At 63.9% G+C, this 20,006-nt stretch carries 12 protein-coding genes and 1 tRNA gene; 3 read left to right on the top strand and 10 right to left on the bottom strand.

Annotated features, from left to right (window positions below):
• Nucleotides 1-32: 32 nt before the first annotated feature.
• Together AC3WSN_RS14795 and AC3WSN_RS14790 are read right to left on the bottom strand one after the other, a co-directional pair.
• A complete protein-coding gene (locus AC3WSN_RS14795; RefSeq protein WP_492538893.1) occupies nucleotides 33-1,724 on the bottom strand; it encodes an AMP-binding protein in 1,692 nt (563 codons plus the stop codon).
• A gap of 415 nt (nucleotides 1,725-2,139) precedes the next feature.
• Nucleotides 2,140-3,687, bottom strand: a complete 1,548-nt coding sequence (locus AC3WSN_RS14790) for a winged helix-turn-helix domain-containing protein (protein WP_492538891.1) — start codon at nucleotides 3,685-3,687, stop codon at nucleotides 2,140-2,142.
• Nucleotides 3,688-4,205: 518 nt separating this feature from the next.
• Here AC3WSN_RS14790 and AC3WSN_RS14785 point away from each other — a divergent pair.
• Complete coding sequence (locus AC3WSN_RS14785; protein ID WP_492538889.1) at nucleotides 4,206-4,757, top strand: hypothetical protein; 552 nt, start codon at nucleotides 4,206-4,208, stop codon at nucleotides 4,755-4,757.
• A 1,208-nt stretch (nucleotides 4,758-5,965) separates the two neighbouring features.
• On the opposite strand, the gene AC3WSN_RS14780 is transcribed toward AC3WSN_RS14785, so the two are convergent.
• The 5 genes from AC3WSN_RS14780 to AC3WSN_RS14760 all read right to left on the bottom strand — a co-directional run bounded on the left by AC3WSN_RS14780 (nucleotide 5,966) and on the right by AC3WSN_RS14760 (nucleotide 7,144).
• Complete coding sequence (locus tag AC3WSN_RS14780; protein ID WP_192710882.1) at nucleotides 5,966-6,136, bottom strand: hypothetical protein; 171 nt, start codon at nucleotides 6,134-6,136, stop codon at nucleotides 5,966-5,968.
• Between the two features lies 1 nt (nucleotide 6,137).
• Nucleotides 6,138-6,470, bottom strand: a complete 333-nt coding sequence (locus tag AC3WSN_RS14775) for a hypothetical protein (protein ID WP_492538887.1) — start codon at nucleotides 6,468-6,470, stop codon at nucleotides 6,138-6,140.
• Entirely contained in the window at nucleotides 6,467-6,673 is a 207-nt protein-coding gene (locus tag AC3WSN_RS14770) for a hypothetical protein (RefSeq protein WP_192710880.1), read from the bottom strand. Before AC3WSN_RS14770 ends, AC3WSN_RS14775 begins: the two co-directional genes overlap by 4 nt.
• Nucleotides 6,674-6,676: 3 nt before the next feature.
• Nucleotides 6,677-6,901, bottom strand: coding sequence for a hypothetical protein (locus AC3WSN_RS14765; RefSeq protein ID WP_492538885.1), 225 nt, complete (start codon nucleotides 6,899-6,901; stop codon nucleotides 6,677-6,679).
• Nucleotides 6,902-7,072: 171 nt separating this feature from the next.
• A tRNA-Leu gene (locus AC3WSN_RS14760) sits at nucleotides 7,073-7,144 on the bottom strand.
• Between the two features lie 116 nt (nucleotides 7,145-7,260).
• Between AC3WSN_RS14760 and AC3WSN_RS14755 the strand changes: the two genes are divergently transcribed.
• A complete protein-coding gene (locus AC3WSN_RS14755; RefSeq protein WP_492538883.1) occupies nucleotides 7,261-8,817 on the top strand; it encodes a tyrosine-type recombinase/integrase in 1,557 nt (518 codons plus the stop codon).
• 569 nt (nucleotides 8,818-9,386) lie between these two features.
• Here AC3WSN_RS14755 and AC3WSN_RS14750 read toward each other — a convergent pair.
• The 3 genes from AC3WSN_RS14750 to AC3WSN_RS14740 form a co-directional block, all read right to left on the bottom strand.
• Nucleotides 9,387-9,599, bottom strand: coding sequence for a helix-turn-helix domain-containing protein (locus AC3WSN_RS14750; RefSeq protein ID WP_492538881.1), 213 nt, complete (start codon nucleotides 9,597-9,599; stop codon nucleotides 9,387-9,389).
• A gap of 275 nt (nucleotides 9,600-9,874) precedes the next feature.
• Nucleotides 9,875-15,853 carry a hypothetical protein gene (locus AC3WSN_RS14745; protein ID WP_492538879.1) on the bottom strand — a complete coding sequence of 1,993 codons (5,979 nt, stop codon included), beginning with the start codon at nucleotides 15,851-15,853 and terminating at the stop codon, nucleotides 9,875-9,877.
• A 1,242-nt stretch (nucleotides 15,854-17,095) separates the two neighbouring features.
• Complete coding sequence (locus AC3WSN_RS14740) at nucleotides 17,096-18,022, bottom strand: N-carbamoyl-D-amino-acid hydrolase (RefSeq protein WP_492538877.1); 927 nt, start codon at nucleotides 18,020-18,022, stop codon at nucleotides 17,096-17,098.
• A gap of 216 nt (nucleotides 18,023-18,238) precedes the next feature.
• Here AC3WSN_RS14740 and AC3WSN_RS14735 point away from each other — a divergent pair, with 216 nt between their 5' ends.
• Complete coding sequence (locus AC3WSN_RS14735) at nucleotides 18,239-19,855, top strand: ABC transporter substrate-binding protein (protein WP_492538875.1); 1,617 nt, start codon at nucleotides 18,239-18,241, stop codon at nucleotides 19,853-19,855.
• The last annotated feature ends 151 nt before the right edge of the window (nucleotides 19,856-20,006 follow it).

The raw sequence follows: 20,006 nt of genomic DNA, 5'->3' as shown, positions 1-20,006 counted from the left end.
GAGTGAACGTTATGACAGGGCCCGCTCGGCGCCTATGGCTGCGGGTGGCTACCGAGTTGCAGGACGCGCTCGCGAAGAACGCGGCGCAAGACTTTGCCGACCGGCGTCTTTGGGAGCGCGTCGAGAAAAATCACGCGGCGCGGCACCTTGTATGCTGTCAACGAGGTCCGGGCGTGCGCGATCACAGCGGCTTCCGTGAGTTCGGGATCGCCCCGGACGACGCAGGCGACGATCGCCTCGCCCGAGCGCGCGTCCGGCACTGCGACCGCTGCCGCTTCCCGGATGCCCGGGTGGCGCAGTAGGACATCGTCGACTTCGCGCGGGTAGACATTGAACCCGCTGACGATCGCCATGTCCTTCTTCCGGTCCACGAGCGTGAGATACCCATCTGCGCTCATCGCCGCGATATCGCCCGTCGCCAAGAAGCCGCGGCTGTCGAGAACGCGGGCGGTCTCGTCCGGTTGCTTGTAATAGCCGCGCATGACCTGAGGGCCGCGGATGTGGATCTCACCGGGCTCGTCCGGCATCGCAGGCGAGCCATCGTCTCGGCGGATCTCGATCTCAGTCGAGCAGACCGGATAGCCGATTCCACCGCGCGGCACGCGTTGTCCCAACGGGTTCATGGCAGCAACACCAGCCACTTCGGTCAGCCCGTAGCCATCGATAATCGAAAGCCCGGTCACCGCCCGCCAGGCTTCGGCAATGGCAGGCGGCAGGGGTGCCCCGCCGGAACAACAGACAGCCGTCTCGCTGAAATCGACCTTCCGGATGCCAGGGTTCTGCGACAGCGCCTGATACAGGCTCGGCACCCCTGCGATGCTCCGCAAGCGGTGCCGTTGCATCTCCGCGACGAGACCATCCAGATCACGCGGGTTGGCGATCAGCACGCCGCAGCCACCGAGGATGAACCGGTGGATGACTTGGCAAATGAGTGCGAGGGCGTGGTAGAGTGGCAGAGCAACGAGATACGTCTCTCCGCGCTCGGTCCCGATGGCTGCGAACCACGTTCCCAGGATCAGGGCATTCGCCAGCACGTTTCCGTGGGTCAGGATCGCGCCCTTGGCGAGTCCTGTTGTGCCGCCCGTGTATTGAAGCAGTGCAGCATCGTCGCTTCCGACTTCGACTTGGGGCACCCTAATGGCGGCCCGCGTCGAGACGATGCGGCGCCACCGGTGCGCGCCATTGATATGCCAGGGCGGGATGATTTTTCGGACGCGGCGCACGACGAAGTTCGTCAGCATCCCCTTCGTGCGCCCGAGCTCATCGCCGACGCCTGTGACGATCACGTTCGGTACTTCGACGAGGCGCAGAGCCTCCTGAAGCGTTGCACAGAAGTTTTCGAGCACGATGATCGTCTTCGCACCGCTGTCGCGCAGCTGATGCGTCAGCTCGGGCGCGGTGTAGAGCGGGTTCACGTTGACGACGACGAGACCAGCCCTGACCACGCCGAAGAAGGCGATCGGGTATTGCAGCAGGTTCGGCAGCATGATCGCGACACGATCGCCCGCTCGCAACTTGAGGACCCAGCGAAGATGATAGGCGAGCCGCGCTGAGGCTTCGTCCAAGCCACCGTAGGTGAGCTTGCGACCCATGCTGCTGAAGGCAGGGCGATCTCGGAAGCGAGCGACCGTTGCTTCGAACATTTGGACGAGCGAGGTGAACTGCGCGACGTCCGCATGTTCGGGAACATCGGGATCGTAATGGGCGAGCCAAGCTTTGCTCATGCCAGCCTCCTTGAGAACGCGATGGCGCGTCAGCTCCGCTGACTAGCGGCGGCATCCACCGCACGTCCTGAAAGGATCCTGACGCTTTTCTGATTGTCCCTGAAGGACTGAACGCCTCTGACTTTCAGCCAAGCGGGTTGTATCGAGGTGGACTCAGCGATCCGGTCGGCAGGTCCGGCTCGCTGTCCGGAGCGAACGGACGGTGTCGGCTCATCATCGTGCCGTGGCCCGGGACCCTCGGCATGAAAGCGCAAAGCCGACGGGCTTGCCGATGGCGGCGTAGACAGTCTCCATGCCCCCCGCATGTGGTAGGTCTCGAGCCAGAAGCCGGTCCGATAACCCGCAAACCGGCTGACGCTTCGCGAGGCGTCCCAATCGGTCGTGTCGAGGCGCAATCTCAAAGCCGGCGCGGTCCTCAGCCGGGTAGCCCGGCTAAGCGGAGATGGTGGCTGAACCGTTCCGCCATGCCTGGGTCATGCCGGTAAGCGTTCGTCACCCTCGGAAGAGCGAGGCTGAACTTTGCGCTCCGTTTCAAGAGATCCGAGATCCACGTTGACGCTTCATCCCTGCGTCCCAGAGCGACGCACGAGGCGGCTGCCATGACGTAAGCCATAAGGTAGCTCGGACTCCTGAAGCTGGCCTCGGTCGCGTTCCGGACCGCCTCATCGAAGCGGTCCAGAGCATAGAGGGGGCTTGCGGCCACGCCCTGGAAGAAGCCGGGTGCCAAGGGGCTTAGGCCGATGGCGCGATCGATGCTGGCGAGAGCGGCGGCGTAGCGGCCCATCGCGGTTTGGGCCAGGCTGAGGAAGGCCAGAGCCAGGGCATCGCCAGGACTGAGAGCAACACCGCGTTCGGCAGCAATCAAAGCCTCTTCACACCGGCCTGTCACCAGGAGAGCATAGCTCAGGGCGCGGTGGCCGATCGGTAGCGAAGAGTCGAGTTCCAGCCCATGACGGATTGCCTGCACGGCGTCTGCCAGCCGCTCCGGACCAGCTTCACCGGAGATCGCCATGCCGGCATCCGTCGCAATACAGAAGCCACGCGCGATGTGCCCCGGCGCATAGGTGGGATCCAGGGCAACAGCCCGCTCGACCTCCTCCAGCGCCGCCATGACGCCGGCGTGGCTGAACTGGAGCATGTGCGCGAGTGCTTGGAGCGTGAGCTCGTAGACGTCGAGGCTTGCCGGTGGGCGACGCAGGCTCGCAGCCTGCTCGTGGCTCTGAAGGCCCGAGAACAAGGTACCGGCGATCCGTGCCACCAACTCTTCCTGCACCTCGTAGACCTCGCCCGCCGCAAAGGCGTAGCGCTCTGCCCAAACGTGGCTATTCGAGGAGCCCTCCACGAGCTGCGCGTTGACGATCATACGCTCGCCGGCGCGCCGAATGCTGCCCTCAAGCACGTAGCGCACGTCCAGGAGTCGCGCGACATCCGCCGCCGTTCCGCCGCTCGACTTGGCTGCGAAGGAGCTTTGGCGAGCGATGACGGTGATGTTTCGATTGCGGGCAAGCTCCGTGATGATGTCTTCGGCAAAGCCCACCCCCAAAGCCCCGAAGGTGCCTGGACCGTCCGTGAACTCATCGAAGGGCAGAACGGCGATGCTCGGCCAGAAGCTCATTGGAGCCCGGACTTCGATGCGTACGGCATCTGCGGGCTTTGGCTCGTCGGGCAGCACCAACATGTAGCCGCGCCTTGGGACGGTCCGGATGAGGTTCCGGGCATCCGAGCCCAAAACCTTGCGGATCTCCGAGATGCAGTGGGTAAGAGAGTCTTCAGTGACGATGACGCCGGGCCAGCAATCGGTGAGGAGCGCATCCTTGCTGACGAGATCGCCCGCGCTTGCAGCAAGTCGCCGCAAGACATCGAAGGAGCGGGGACGCAGTTCCCGCCGCTGGCCGTCCTTCCCGATGACCTGCTCGCGCCGGAGATCGATTACGACATTAAAGAGCGTGATGCTGTCGATCATCGAGGACCGATCCGTGACCACCGTCTCGCAGATAGCAATCACCATATGATCAGAAACTCAAGGCGAGCGGCCGACATCCGAGTTTCGGGAAGCAGACTGTCACGGGCCCTTAGCCGCCGATGATACTGCCGCTCGACAACAGTTATAAAGGGTTCAATCAAAGCGCCGCTCAGACCAGTGACGATCGATTGCTCCTCGCCCTTGGCGCCAGCAGTGTTCTGCCTTTGCGGCCAAGCTGACGCCTTCTCCGCTACTGGTGCGAGAGTCTGACGGCGATGCCTCGCATTTCGTGCGGTGCGCACCGGGGCAGCAGACCCCGAGAGGGTGCGCAGCGAAAGCTCTGGTATCTCGCCGCGTTTTCGGAGGCTTTCAGAACATTTCAGCGATCCTGCCGGGACGTTCAGCGCCATCCATGGTGATTTGAATCCTGAAGGTTCACCGAACGTGCCTTCATGCTTACTGTGCAGGTCGCGCCGGAACAGTGATTGCGATTTGCACCAACCGATATAGGAGGTCGCATGAGCAAGGATATGTTGCTGCCCGCGATGTTGCTTGGACAGCGCCGCCTTCCGAGGGGCCGCACAATGACGCTTGCCGCTATCCTTAGCGCTGCAATAGCTCCCGTGACTCCTGCGCTCGCAATGCCGATGGGCGGTCATTACACGGGGCACGTCGATAATCAGACACCGCGCCCGGTCGGGCTGAATGAGGTGGAGATCCAGCAGACGGCGTCCGGACTGAATACGGGTCCCGGTACGCCGCTCGACGGCGCCAAGGTGCAATGGGTCGAGACGGTGACGCTCAAGAATGGCCGGGGGCCCGTTCGTGGCACCATCACGTTCACAACGCCTTCCGGTGCAACATCAAGCGCCTACAAAGGCGTCGCCACGACCGATCCTCAGGGGCGGGTCACTGCGCGAGGCACTTACCAAGTCACCCATGGCACCGGTGACTTAGCCGGAGTGAAGGGCAACGGCGATTTTTCGGTTGCTTACACGTCGAAGGCGGACTTCACGGGAGAGTGGCGGGGCGAGGTGCAAATGCCCGGGCAGAGGTCATCGAAGCGGTGATCACAAAGACGGCTCTCTGCAGGACAACGCCGAGGGCCGTCTACGTGCCGGCCGGTCGGCTCCGACGGACAGCCTTGCGCTCGGTGAAGACCTTATGACCTGCAGCCAAGCCCATGATCTCCAGGGCTGCGGTATAGACCTCGCGTCTTGGTGGGCACGTAACGGCTGATCGAACTTGGCCGGAAGCAGCTCGGTGCTCCTCAGGTGAGGCGTGCAGGAATGCGGGCCGGAGAGGCTGAGCCGCCTTCGACGCGGCGCGGGCCAGACGGCAGCAAAGGTGATGTCTGCTTCGGAGCAGCCTGTCAGACCGCGCGTATGGCCGGATTGGACGCAAAGCAGACTGTCGGCTTTTCGGCGGCAGCTCAATGACAGCTCAATACATCGAACCAACCTTGATTAGCGGCCTGTATGTAACCGGCTTAGGGAGATCACGGCGATCTTCGGCATGCCTGACAAGGGCCGGAAAAAACTGTCCTGTGTGGATGGCTCTCGCAGTGCATGAATATTTGTTTCGGATCAGCGTTTCGATCGTGCGCCGTGCGGGCCGCTACATCGGCAATTGGCTGTCCTCAGCGGAGGTGGCTCAGCGGATCTTGAATACCCCCGTAGTCGCGACGAATCGGATGCCAGTCGGAAATCCTAGGCGGCCCCTTCCGGACTCACGCCCAAATCTTCGATCGGCTGGGGGTCGAGGTCATCGCGTCCAGCGAGTGACCCTGCGCTAACTGTGAAATCGACCACCCCGTGGGTGCCGATCAGGTGCAATTCGATAGAAGCGAGCGCCACGGGCTTGATGCCCAGACATAGACATGAGTTCGCCCCCTCAGGATCCTTGGGGCTGCACGTAGCCCTGGCCGATGAGCCTCTCAGCGTTCGCCATTCTCGCGCGCCAGTCGCATCGCTCGTAACTTTGCCGTCCGCTCGTCCACCGCGCGTCGCTCAGCCTCGACCTGCGTCCACACTCTGTCGGCGTTCTTCTGCTGAGCCTCCTTCCTCGCACGCATGGTCTCGCGATGGCCTACGACGTGGCTTGGCAGCTCTGACATCGATGCTCCTCTCAACCTGTGGGCGAGGGAACTAGAGCGCAATTCTACTCTGTCAGCAGGCGGACTCAATTTGGCCGGACCGGCTACAGGCTTCTTCAGCCGCACGGCCGGCTATCAGCCCGTCTCGTCAATGAAGGGGACGCCGGCAGCTTCTTAGGACGACTACCACGCCCGCAGCAGGTGCCCACCGGCCAGCACGACGACAATGAGGGTCACGATTGTGACGGCGACCTTCTCCAGGCCGGGGACATGGTAGGCGCTACGCCGACGGGTCCGGGGCCTCAGGGCGACGATCTTCGGATTCGACAGGTGCTGGGTCAGGCTATCAGGCAATCTACGCTTCGTTCGTCCCCAGCGCATGCTCACCTCCCCACGGGCGCTTCGTCACGTCGGAGCCCTGCTTCAGGTGCACCACGACATCATCGCCCCTTGTTACGGGGTCGGCCTCTTCAAGCCGTTCGGCGACCCGCATCACCACGTGCTCGACCGACTGCGGCCAGGCCACATCGTTGTCCAGAAGCATCCTGGCGGCGCGGACGAGCATCCTGAATTGCTCAGGCGGTATCGACGTACCCACCTCGTGCTGTTGAAGGATTCGGTCGGCAATGGCGGCTGCCAGTCCGGCAACCTCGGCCATCTTCTCGGGCTGACTGCTGCCGCTGGTCATTTCACGTAGCCTTTCGCCTTCAGGTCATCGATGAGAATCTCGAGGATTGCCTCTGGTCGGAGCAGTTTAGGATCTGCCATGCCGGCAATCCGGGCGCGGAGATGAGGCTTAAGACCTGACGGCAGATGTGCCGCTGCCGCGTGGCCGCCATGGGTCACTGAGTCGCTCAGGTGCCTTAAGAGATCTCGCGACAGGTTCTTCACGCTTCAGACTTCCGTGCCGAAGCTTCCCGCGCCACGACCCGCACGAGCCTGTTCATGCTCGTCAGTAAGGGCGAGCTCAATGTTGCCGATAGCCGCCTGGATCCGCAGAAACTCGGAAATGAATGACGATGCGTTGGTTGCGACGAGCATGGTGTCGATCACCTGCCGGCGTTCCTCGCGGAGCTTGTTCCGGACCTTGTGCAGCTTGCCGACGTGATCCTCGGCCATTGCCCTCTTGCTCCACCAGGATCGTGTCCCATCCGTGTTGCGTGGACCAGCCTACGCCCGGTTGTGACGCGTTGTAAAACCACAACTCGTATTGCAGCGCGCTGCAGGCCTTGCGGACCCGGTAAGGCAACGAAAAACCCGCCAAGTCATTGACCGGGCGGATGGATATTATGGTAGCGAGGGAGGGATTTGAACCCCCGACACAAGGATTATGATTCCTTCTGTCGACCTTTTCTACGGGCTCCGAAGGAACGGGGTCTTAACGAAGTCTTTATACGGATCAGATGATTGCTCCGATCCCTTCGCGGCCACCCCGAACGGCACCGGTTTGAATGCGCGACCCAGATGCGACCCAGACGATGACCGATCCCGTTGCGTCTCGCAAGGCAGCTAAAATCACCGTGGACGTGCTCAAAGCCGTCCTCCGCGACGTGGGCGGTCCTGAAACAGAACGGCGCGACCCGGAATGCCCCGGGCTGCTCCTACGAATCCGCCCGCGTTCGGGCGCCCGTTGGTCCTACAAGGGACGCCTTCATGGGCGGGAGAAGCGTTGGGATCTCGGACAGGTGATCGCGACGCGCGACAGCTTGGCCGACGTCCGCAGTCAGGCCGCCCGCATCCGGGAGGCGCTGCGAAAGAACATCGATCCCATGGCGGCGACGTCGGAAGCGGCTCCGGTCGTCGTGCCGCCCGCGTCCTGGGACTGGGAAGCAGGCGTAGAAGCGTTCCTCGCACACGTTCAACGAACACGGCGGCCCGACACCTATACCGACTATAGACGCATCCTCCGGAACACGGAGGAGTTGAAGGTTTTCCGCGGGCGTCGCCTCGCCGATATCGAGCGCGAAGAGATCGCCGGGGCGATACGGATCATCCACGAGAGAGGCGTGGAGTCCCACGCAGCTCACGTTCTGCGCGTCGTCCGTTCCTTCTGGACGTGGCTGTCGAACGACGGCCAGCGCAAGCGATCGCTGGTCGAGCCCAACTTGCTCTACCGCCTTCGACCGCCTGAGAAGACGCGCTGCGAAGTTGGCGACCGTCTGATCTCGCAGCCCGCCGTGGCGCGCTCGGGACGAAAAACCGCCAAACCAAGCCTTCCGACCCCGGAGAGCCTCGGCCGAACTCTGGCGATCGCCGAATCCGGAGCGCTCGACGAGCACGTGTCCTGGGCGATCGGGCTGCTGCTTTACACGGCGCAACGCCGGCGGGCGATCATGGGCGCCTACGCAACGGACTTTAGCTGGACCGATCCGGAGGCACCCGCGGGAACCGTCGTTTGGAACCTGCCGCCCTTCTACCGCAAGACCGGCCGCACACGCGGAGCCTCAATCCCGCACCGGCTCCCATTGACCGGGTCGGCGGCCGAACTCGTGAACCTCATCCAGCAGGAGGAGGACCTCAGCAGGCCCTATTCGGAGAACGAGCTGTGGCTGTTTCCGGCACGGTACCCTAAGTTCAAAGTCGTTAAAAGAAAATCGCCGACGCTAGATCCTGGCGTGCTGAACCACAATCTGCTTGCATTTCCTAAGGTCGAGATCAGTCCCCACGGGATCCGGCGCGCTTTCTTCACGTACGGCAAGAAGCATCTAGGGTTCACGCGCGACGATGCCAAACTCGTACTCGATCACAACGAAGGACGCCCATCCGACGCCACGGCGGCGTACGATTGGGACGAAGAGATGAACCGAAAACTGACCATGCTCGCGAGGTGGGGGAATTGGCTCGACGAGCTTCGCGATGCGGCACTGGCGGCCGACCCGATGCTTCGCAAGGAGAACAAGGAGCAGCTCGCGGAGCGTATCCGAGGGAATCGGTATCGCGAGAGAGGAGTCGTCAAGGACAGGCTGACTGGCTTGGGTAGCCGCGTTCCCGAATACGACAAGGACGAGGACGACTTCGACGACTGGGAGGATTGACCCATCGCTTATGGTTGTGGTGCCTGCTGACTGCGAGGCTGACGGTGCCGTCGGCCGGCCGCGGTACTCGACCAGCCTGCTGGTGCCGACCTGGTCTACCGAACTTGCGCCAGTGCTCCAGCCAGACCGCGCCAGCGGTTTGGCTGGTGGTGAAGGCGCAACGCGCGTCAGCGCGTATTGACCCTGATCCCGTTCGCGGTACGTTCCGAACCATGGCACCCGTGCACCGCCGCGTGACGTACAAGCTGTACCCGTCATCGCCCGGGCATCGTTGATGTTAGCGTCGGCTACGCCGCCCCTCCGAAGCGGATTTCAACACTGAAATTCGAATAGCCCGTGACGCGCAGCCCGATCGACGGCGAGAGGGAGGCAGCGCTGGCTAGGTCGCATCGACGCCGCGGCGTCGCAAACATCGGCTTGGGGGCGGCCCGGGCGCCGTGCGCCGCGGGCGCCCGGCCTTACATCGAACCGACCTTCCAGTGGTCTCAAGCCGGACGGTCCTGCGACCGTCTCAATCTTTCGCTCGAGCGGTCGCCTCGGCTTTGCCGATCGGTATCCCGGGTTATGCGTCACTCCGAATTCCGGACCGATCGGACGATAGCGATCAAGGCCGCGGCATCGATCTCAAGTGCGTCCGCGATGTCCAGGAATTCCACAAGATCCACGCGCCTTCCTCCGCCCTCGATCGCGGCGGCGACGGATTGATACCGGCCCAACCGCGATGCGAGCTCGCTCTGAGTCATGCCCGATCGCTCGCGAGCTTCGACGAGCAGTTCGACCAACCTTCGATGACGTGTACTTCTAAGCGTCTTGTGTGGATCGGCGTTAAAGCAGGACCCCCGACCAAAGCTAAGGCAGCGCGTTGTTATCACTAGCAAAATCGAAGAAGGAGCGGGGTCCCGGTCGGCGCCGGTCGGGACCCCTCCTTCAGACGAAAAACGGCAGGTTCTTGAGTACGTTACCGTGCTTCAGAGAGGGGTCCCGACACGGCGCTTATCCACACCTTTAGGCCGAGGTTTCCGGAGTCTGCGATGAAAGGTGTGCCGTCGGGTCGGTGTCATACGACTCTCCGCGCCCGCAACTCGAGGAGTATCGGCCAGGCCAAGGCGGCGGCATCGAAGTCCGTTTGACGAGTGACTGCGTCCAGAGCCGCGATTGCGGTGCGAAGGGAGCTGGGCCAGGCATCGACGACCCCACGTACCATCTCCGCGAAAGCCAGCAGTTGTTCGGGGGCAGTCCTGGGTAGATCGAGAGCGTGCCGATAGGCCAGCTCCGTCAGGATCCCCAGGGCGCGCGAGGCATCGCTGTCGCCTCCCAGGTAGCGGAGGCGTTCCTGTGGCCACTTGTCAGCGCACCGGCGGGCCTGTCTCGCCAATGCAGTTTGCATCTCGCCGACATCGTTCCGCCGAGCCGTCGCTGCCGAGAGTGTCGTCAGGATCCTAAACATCCCGCCGCCATCCGGTTCGAGTACGGGGTCGCCTTGCGCCGATTCCAGAGTTTCGCGGACGCGTAGCAGGAGCGCTTCGTCGACGGTCTCGAAATCGACGAGCGAGAGCATGGCAGTCCAAAGCGTCCGCATCCCGGCGTCCGTCTCGGCAGTTCGTGCTTCCAATAGGCGAAGCGCGAGATCTGCATCGTCCCTCGCAGCGAATACGCTTGCGGTCGAAAGCCAAGCCGCTTCCACGAAGGCTCGAAGCGGATCGACGCCCGCCCAGAATCCGGGGGGCGGCTCGCGCGGAATCCTGACGATCGCAAGCGAAGGGATCCAGGATTCGCCTTGGTCATTGCCGACGAGCTCCTTCAACGCATTTACGGAATCCGTAGGGAATACAGGCATCGAACAGCCCCGGATCAGCTCGGCGGCGACCGTGGCCGCCAGCACCTCCGGAGCAAAATTCCAGCTGAGCTGCACCTCCCAATCCGGCAGAGTGGCACGGAGGCGTAGGTCGCTCAGGTCGGCCTCGCTATTGCCCAGCACCCATTCGGCGACCTGACCGGCGTCGGCTCCCGGAGGCGCAAGAGATCGCGTCAGCATGTCGGAATGGATCCAGAGCAGCACGACGCGGACTCTCGAGGGCAGGGCGCGCCAATCGTCCCGGTGGAGCGCGGCCAATGCGCCATGACGAAGGAGCGCTCCGAACAGCTTCCCTTGGAGCCTTACGGCTTCGACGAAGGCGTCCGTTGCCGTTCCCAATCTCGTTGCATCGGCACCGGCCGCCGCGAGCGCCCGAAGCTCGAACGCGGCCAGTAACGGCGACTGCGCTTCGATCGGCTCCGACCCGTCGGATTCGAGCAGCGCCTCGCCCGATCGCCGCAGCAGATCGATCGGCACTTGCATCGGCGACGCTGCGAGCCGTGATGCGGCGGTCGCAAGATCGAGATCGCGTTCAAGCTGGGCGGCCGCTGCGGCGACGAAATCGCCGTCGACCGGATCGGTTCGTTGCAGTCCGAGAAATCCGAGAACACCGTCGGCCGGAGCTAGCTCCAGATCGTCTAGAGAGATCCGGCCGGTGTGCCACACGCGGTCTCGCAGGTTCTGCAACGTGCGCTGCAGATCCCTTGCTGTCAGTTCCTTCATGGCGGAGAAACGGTCGTCCACCTCGACTTCGCGCACGGCCGCGAGAAGGTCATCCGGATTGATCAAGCTACCGAGGCCTTCGAGATCGCTGACCGTTCGGATGGCAGCGAGGCGCCGCTCGACGTCCGGATGGAGAAGAACGCTCGTCGTTTCGTCGAGGCGCAGGATATCAGCATCGGTTTCGATCGCAGCGACACGGACCGGCAGATCGGCGGGATCGAGGCTGAGCCGAGCTTCCGCTCCGCTTTGGAGTGGGAGAGCCGCAGTGGCCGGGCCGCCGTCCCCCTCGGCTTCGATCGCGTTGCGAAAGGCGGTCGCCAGAGCGATCGTTTCGATCTCGAGCTTGTCGCCGAGATGCAGAACCAAGCTCGACCTGACGCCGAGACGCCTCCTCAGATCGCGCCGACCGACGATCTTGTCGCTCCACTGGTCCGGTAGGAGGATCAGAAGCCTCAGGGCGATCTTCACCAGGGAACGGCGGACTTCTTCATCCGTATCGCCCTCCGCGCCGGTCGGCCTGTCGATCAGATCCGAAAGCATCGAGGCGAGAATCTCGGCAACCGCATCGGCTGTGGCCGGATCCGCCTTCGCGGTCGCGGAGAGCTGGTCGTCGTCGAACCAGCGCATGAATTCGCGCCTGACGCCGAAGTCGGTCTCGTCTCCCGACAGATCCGCGAACAGAGGCAGGTCGATCACATGGGCGAGCGACACCGCGTGGACGAACCTGCGCGACGTCGGATCCGCGTCGGCCGGAGTACCGGGCACACGGTCCGATCGGAGGCACATCCATGCCCATCTGGAGCGTGAACGCTTCTCGGTCACAGTCGCGTGCCCGTCCGCCCAGATCCTCGCGAGTACCCGGCGGACAAGCTCGCCATGCTCCAGCAGCCGTCTGATCTCCCCGACGATCTCTCCGGACTCCGCATGCCTCGGTGTCTTGTCGAGATGAACCAGAAGGCTTGCATCGTCGGCGAACCATATCCGGAGTTCTTCGAGCGCCGGAGTCTCGATCAGTTCGCCGCGGTCGATCGGAGCTGCTGCTATGGTTTCGAAGACGGCCGTCGGATCGATGGGCGAGAACGAGTAGCCCAGCCCTCCCAGCGTTCTGAAGATCGATGATCGCCTCGCGTCCGTGACGATGTTGCCGGCATGAAGCCTGTCCACCACATCGTGGATCTGTACGGCGCCCTCGATCCGTCCGTGCGAGAAAGCCCTTTCCTCGATCCAGAACATCCCGGCGCCGGATCGCTGGGCGTCGACGACCTCCAGCACGCAACGTATGTGCGCAGGGATGCGTTCGGCGGCAACCGCATCCTCCTCATCCATCTGCCGGGTCAACGTCGTCCATCCACCCTCCGCGAGCAGACGTTCCGAGACCTTCTCCAGCAGCGTTCGGAGGCTCGTCCGCAAACCGTCCTCGTGGATCGCATGCTTCAACGTGCGACCGACCTCGTCCGCATCGGCGTTCGTCATGTAGATCGGCGTAGACCTCGCAACGGGCGCCAGCACGCCAGCTGCGGCGAGCCGGAAGACGGCCCCGGGCGTCAAATGCACGCTGCCCACCGGGCGCAAGGACCCCGCTTCGGCAGGGATCAATCTTCCGCGCGCTTCCTCCAGAGCTTCCCGATCCAGGTGTCCGGAGCGGAAAGCGGCATCCAGCAGACCGCCGAGAATCTCGATGTTCAACTCGCCGACTTGCTCGGGACTCTCCAGCGGCTCGGCATCCGTCGGGATCTCCCGGACGATCCGTATCGGACCGGAAGCCTTCGACAGCGCCGAGCTGCAAGCCTCGACCACGTTCGGATCGACCGCATGGAACCCGCTCTGCATCTCCACGAGCGCTTCGGCGACGGAGGCCGGCACCTGGATGGCGAAGGACCGATTGAGGTCGGCCAGCAGCGAAAGTCGATGGGCGAGCAGCAGTGCCGAAAGGTCCATTCTCAGGACGGAACGCTCGTCGTTTGTCCAGATCGGCGGCGTCCGTCTGGCGCCGGACAGGAGGAGCATCGGGAAGAGATGGCCGACCTGATTGCGCCGTTCGTCGGGGTCCGCCAGAAAAAGGCGGGCATAGGCGGACAGGTCCCCCTGCATCGCGAGAGCGGCGGGCATAGCTCCGCGCAGCCAATCTTCGAAACGCGCTTGATATTCGCGGGATCGCTCGTCGATGAAGGCGAGAGCCGCCTCGACGGTGTCGAAGCGGATCAGCGTGCCCGCGGCCTCGTCCGTGGTGGCCATGACACGGAACATCCGCTCCTGCACGTCGGACAGACCGAGATCTGCTGCCAGGGATGCGGCGGCCCCGACCACCTCGGGGCGGATGCCGAGGTCGGCGGCCCGGGCGAGGGCGCGCCTAGCGGTTTCCGCATCGTAGGAACGGAGGATGTAGGCAATCCTGAGTGCCTGGTCCGGAGCAAGGTCTCCACCTTGAAGGATTCTCGACGCCGCATTGCGCGCTTCGGAAAGTGCACCGATGCGAACGTATGCATCGAACAGGCGAGCCTCGATGAAGGCATCGTCGCCCTCGCGGCGGATCGAGTTCAGATCCTCGATGATCGGGTGATGCCGTCCGAGATCCCGATTCGCCTGGATGCGCATCGCGATGAGACGACGGGAAAGCCTCCCGCCCGGTGATGCGGCGGCAATCTCCTTCAGGACGACGAGGCAGTCCGCCGGACGGCCGGCGTTGAGGGCGGCCAGGGCCGCCAGTTCCCGCGGCCGGGCCGCCTTCACTCCGAGGAGCCGCCCCCGAAGGCGGTCCAGTTCGCGCCATGCGGAACGGCAGGCCAGGAGCTCCGCTCCAGCCATGAGGTCTTCCACCGTAGCTGCCGGATCGTCGAGAAATGCGACCATCGGCACATTGTCGTTCCGGCGGACGCAGGCCTGCATGGCAGCCGAGAACGACCCGACGTCTTCGATCGACCTGTCGCCGAAACGCGCCTTCCATTCCGCGAAAAGGGCGCGGTGTTCGGGAAACGAGCCTTCATGTCGCCGTATGACGTCGAGCCCGCGCTTCGGCCGGTCGGCTCCCGCGCTTAGCACGGCCAGCACGGCCAGATGCGCGACCGTGCCACGCCCTTGTCGCAACGCATCGCCGAAGAGCTTCTTGATCCGACCCGGGTGGTCGATGAGGCCGAAGTTGAAGGCCCATGCCACCGCCGTCGGCTCGGGCGCGGGTCGCTTGACGATCTCGCGCGCCAGATCGGCTCCCTCCTCCCGTCGCGCCGGGTTGAGAAGCAGCGCGGCTAGCCTCCAGGTCTCGATCTCGGCGACGGCCGTTCCTTCCACCGTGTCCGACAGCCGCGTAAAGTCCTCGGCAGCCAACTCGAGAAGCCTCGTCGCCGCAGGGTCGTCGCTGAGGAGACCTGGGTTGATGGGCTGGAGCAGTCCGCCGAACTGCAGCCGCACCCCGGGGACCAGGGCGGACAGCAGACGGATGGCGCCGAGCGTCGTCCGCGGCGCGACGTCGAGCGGAGCGCGTTCCAATGCGGAGGTGGCGTCCTTCAAGGCGCTGGCGCGGTCGCCCAGTATGAACGCTGCGATCGCCCTCAGGCGGAGGATGCCCGGGGTGATCTCGTCGCCGCTCGCCGACGCCAGGATGGAAGCCGCATCCCGCGCCAGTCCCGATTCGATCAGAAAACCGGCTTTCGCCTCGAGCTCGCGCGATCCGGAAGGATCCTCGATCATCGCGAGAGCTTCGGCGTGGCGTCCTTCCGACCAAGCGAGATACGCGCGAGCCGACACATCCGGAGAAGCCGAGCTTTCTTCGGCTTCGGCGAGCAGGCTGCCTGCTTCCGCGGTCTCGCCCACCTCCATGTGCAGGAGGGCGACCGCCCTCAACGCTTTCGCCCGCACTGCGGGATCCAAGTTCGACCATTCGCCATGCGGGGCCCGGGCCTCGGACAGCCATCTCCTCAGATCCGCGGCGCGTCCTCTCCGAAGGCATGCGATGGCGTCCTCGAGCCGCTCGGCCATCAGGCGGGCGATGCGTCCCGGAGCCGGCGACGCGAGATCCGCCGCCTGTCTGAGCAGTTCGGCAGCGACGGCCATCGCCGATCCCTGAGATGGGATCGGCGTCGAGCCCGTCAGGATCGGCGATCCCGTGCCCAGGTCCGCAGAGATCGCCTCCACCCAATGGCTCGAGAAATACCGATGGATGATCGATAGCTCGCGCGCTGCAAGCCGTGAGATGCGATGCGCATTCCATAGCTCGAACGCGATGCCGCGGGCCTTCAGTTCCTGGACAGCCGACCTGGCAGCCGCATTCATGTCGTCGTCGTTGCACTCGTGCGAAACCGCAAGGATGAAGCGTTGAACTCCCTTGTCCTTCCAGTGTCCTTCGAGATGTTTGCTGAAATGCTCAATCCAGGGCTTGAAGTCCCAGGCCTTGATATCATGGTAGCATTTCGCAGATATGACGACGAAAGGATCGCCGTCCTCATTGAACCCTTCTACGTCCACTCCGTACTGCTCCATCCCAGAGGAGCGTTTGAGCGAAGTTCGTATAGCCTCCGGGAATGCGATATGGACCAGATCCTCGCACAGCTCCTCGAATTTCCTGCTTCCCACGGAAACTAGGGGCAGAAGTCGTTCTCTCGGCGTGGCAGCCGGCACGAGGCTCGGCGATGTCGTGCCGCTGGGCGGTAGATGGCCCGACGGCGCATCCCCGGTAGCACCGGCACGACGCCTCGATCCGGTGCTGCGATTGCCCGCAGCCTTCGGCTTGGTCGTGGCGCGCGCGTTCCGTGCCTTGATCGCGGCCGTGTCGCATCTCGGGATATCCGCCGGCGCTACACCGCCTCGCCGGCGCCCCCCGCTTCTTCTTCCTTCTGGCATTCTGCCGCGACCGGTTCCCGTGATCCTCTGAATAGGCCAACTGCGCAGCGCGAAAACCTCGGCGGTTCGCCCTGTTCCCCTTCGGCGTCTGCCGGAGCGCGGGCCGAAGCCGCCTTTCTCGGCAGGACGACGGTGTTCCCGATCCGTTCGACGGTCAAGCCTCGGTCGGCGTGAACCCACCGCTCAGTGGCGGATACCAAGCTCTGCTGCATCGACATGCCGAGGAGAGATGTCTTCCGAAGGCGGCGTTGCCGTTTGGGAGGCCCAGAGGCGAATGGCCGGAGTGGTTCGATCTGCCTCCGCCCCCACTCGAAAATTCGCTGCTCGAACGATGTCGCCGGAGGCCGGACCGGACCGGCGTTCGTCGGAAGACGAACCTCGCACGGCAAGCGACGGGGTCGATCCGCGAGTATGTGGATCGGCGTCCAACGCAGACCCGCCGGTCACCCGCGCCTAAGTATCTGAAAAATTTGGCTTTAGTTCGTAAAGGTGGGCACCCTTTGGACGCCGATCGGCGCCGAAGCGGCACCCACTTCCGTGACGGAAAAGCCTTTCTAGTCATCCCTTTAAGCACGAGGCGGCGGTGGGGCCACTTTGGACGCCGATCCACACACTGACACCGGCGCTTTCCGTCGTGCCCACAGCTTTCACACAATTCAGGAGGTCCGGCGCGTGGCCATGCGGCCGGCGCAGCGGCACATTGAGTCCGCCCTCGTACTCGCCCGGTCAGCTTGGCGGCGGGCTCACCAAGCCGCCGCTCGACAGGCGCACCTCACAAGGAGATTGCAACTGTAATGCTAGAATGCCCGTGATTGCCTGGCTGTATCGCACCTCGCAGCGATGTCGGCATGAGACAGGAGCGACGGATCAAACCTCGACCTGCATGCCGGTCTGCGCGGTGATGCGGCTATAGTGCTCGGTCCGGCGATGCCGGGCGAAGTCGAAGATCGTCGTCTTGCCGAAGGCGCACTTCTCGAAGTCGCATGGTGCCAGGATGAACTCGTCCTCCTCCGTTGCCGCCCGTGCGAGGACGAAGCCATCCGGGTCGACGATGATCGAGCCACCCATCAGGGGATGCCCATCCTCGATGCCGGCCTTGGCGACGCCGACGACATAGGTCGCGTTCTGATAGGCGCCGGCCTGCAGCGACAGGTCGGAATGGAACAGGCGCTTCTCCAGGCCTTCGGCACTCTGCTGGCCGTTCGTGGATGGAGTGTTGTAGCCGATGGTCACGAGCTCGACCCCCTGAAGCCCGAGGCACCGGTAGGTCTCGGGCCAGCGTCGGTCGTTGCAGATCGCCATGCCCATCACGACGCCAGCGTTGCGCCACACCGGAAATCCGAGATCGCCCGGCTCGAAGTAGCGCTTCTCGAGGTGCTGATGCGTGCGCTCCGGGTCGTACTCGCTGTGTCCGGGCAGGTGGATCTTGCGGTACTTGCCGACGATGGCACCCGCTCGATCGGTCAGGATCGAGGTGTTGAAGCGGCGTCCCTCGGGCGTCAATTCCGCGTACCCGAAGGTGATCGCGATTCCGAGTTCGCGAGCGCGCTCGAACAGCGGTGCGGTCGCGCCGTTCGGCATCTCGCGCTCGAAGAACGTGTCGATCTCGGCTTCGTCCTCCAGGTACCAGCGCGGGAAGAAGGTCGTGAGCGCGAGTTCGGGATAGACCAACATTTCGACGCCTCGAGCGGCGGCGGCCTCCATCAGGGCTATCATCCGGGCTACGACGACCTGCCGACTGTCGGCTCGCTGGATCGGGCCCATCTGCGCGCCGCCGACGACGAGTTGAACCATGGGGAGCTCACCTTCAGGAATAGCCCGCTTTCGGGCCGGCCGCCCTCGCGCGGCCGCAGGGCGTCGCATCTTTGCAAGGCCGCTGCCAAGCCGAAGGACATGCAATCGCGAGATCCCACCTGCGTCCGCCGCGTTCAGCTTGGCTGAAGTCTTGCTGGGCTGGGCGGCCCGCAACCGCCGGCACATCCGACGTCGGCCCGAGATCGAGTTCCCGATATGTTGACGGCACCGCACGTGCGATCCGCGATCCTGTCCTGCGTCCTGCTGCTGGGCCTGTGCTGTACCGCCTCCGCGCAGGGCGTGCTGCGGATCGGCATGACCGCCTCCGACATTCCGCTGACCACGGGACAGGCCGACAACGGCGGCGAGGGGATCCGCTTCGTCGGGCAAACGATCTACGACGCGTTGATCGCCTGGGACCTGACCCACTCCGACAAGCCGGCGGAGCTGATACCCGGCCTCGCGACGAGCTGGACGGTGGATCCGGTCGACAGGAACAAATGGACGTTCAAGATCCGGCCTGGGGTCAAATTCCACGACGGGTCCGACTTCACCGCCGATGCGGCCGTGTGGAACTTCGACAAGCTGTTGAAGCCCGACGCCCCTCAATACGACCCGCGCCAGTCCGCGCAGGGCAAGGTGCGCATTCCGGCGGTTGCGAGCTACCGGGCGATCGATCGGTCGACGCTGGAGATCGTGACCAAGGCACCCGATGCGACGCTCCCCTACCAGCTCGTCTACATCGCCATATCCTCGCCGGCGCAGTGGGAGAAGGTGGGCCGGTCCTGGGACGCCTTCGCCAAGCAGCCATCGGGCACCGGCCCGTGGAAGCTGACGCTGTTCGCCCCGCGCGAGCGCGCGGAAATGGTGCCCAACGACGCCTATTGGGACCAGGCACGTGTGCCGAAGCTCGAAAAGCTGGTGCTGGTGCCGCTGCCCGATGCGAACGCGCGTGTCGCCGCACTGCGTTCCGGTCAGGTCGACTGGATCGAGGCGCCGTCGCCGGATGCGGTGGCATCCCTGAAGAAGGCGGGCTTCGCCATCGCCACCAATTCGTATCCGCACAACTGGACATGGCACCTGTCGCGCGTCGAGGGTTCGCCCTGGAACGACATCAGACTGCGCAAGGCGGTCAATCTCGCCATCGATCGCGACGGATTGAGGGAGCTGCTCGGAGGCTTGGCGGTGCCAGCCACGGGGTTCCTACCTCCCAACGACGCGTGGTTCGGCAACCCCACGTTCCGGGTGAAGTACGATCCCGAAGCGGCCAGGAAGCTTCTCGCCGAAGCGGGCTACGGCCCGGCCAAGCCATTGAGGACCAAGATCGCGATCTCCGCCTCGGGCTCCGGTCAGATGCAACCGCTGCCGATGAACGAGTTCATACAGCAGAACCTCGCCGAGGTCGGCGTCCAGATCGACTACGAGGTGGTCGAGTGGAACACGCTCATCAACATGTGGCGCGCCGGTGCCAAGGCTGACATCTCCCGCGGCGTGACCGGCATCAACTACAGCTACTCGCTGCAGGATCCTTACAGCGCCCTGATCCGTCACCTGAAATGCGATCTGACGGCTCCTGTCGGGACCAACTGGGGGTATTACTGCGACCCGGCGATGGACAAGATGTTCGACGCGGTGCGTAGCACCTTCGATCCCGATCAGCAGGCCAAGGTGCTGATGAAGATCCATGAGAAATTCGTCGACGATGCGCTGTTCGTCATGGTCGTCCATGACGTGAACCCGCGCGCCATGAATTCGAGCGTGAAAGGGTTCGTCCAGGCTCAAAGCTGGAACCAGAGCCTCTCGCCGGTCTACATCTCCGCTCCCGAACGTTAGCGGCGGAACTGACAATCGTCCAAAGACAATAGGATGTCGGGTGCGCGGTGCCGTTCATAGAACGACAGTATTGGATAAGACCGTGCGGTAAGTTGCCGTTCAAGCGTTTCTTCCTGGTGCCTTGATCCGCTCCGCTCAGGGCCAGCCGGCA

It is taken from the genome of Methylobacterium sp. FW102-HT35C08, from assembly GCF_058790235.1.
Note: the sequence above shows the minus strand (reverse complement) of the source record. Positions and strands in the feature narration are given on the sequence as shown.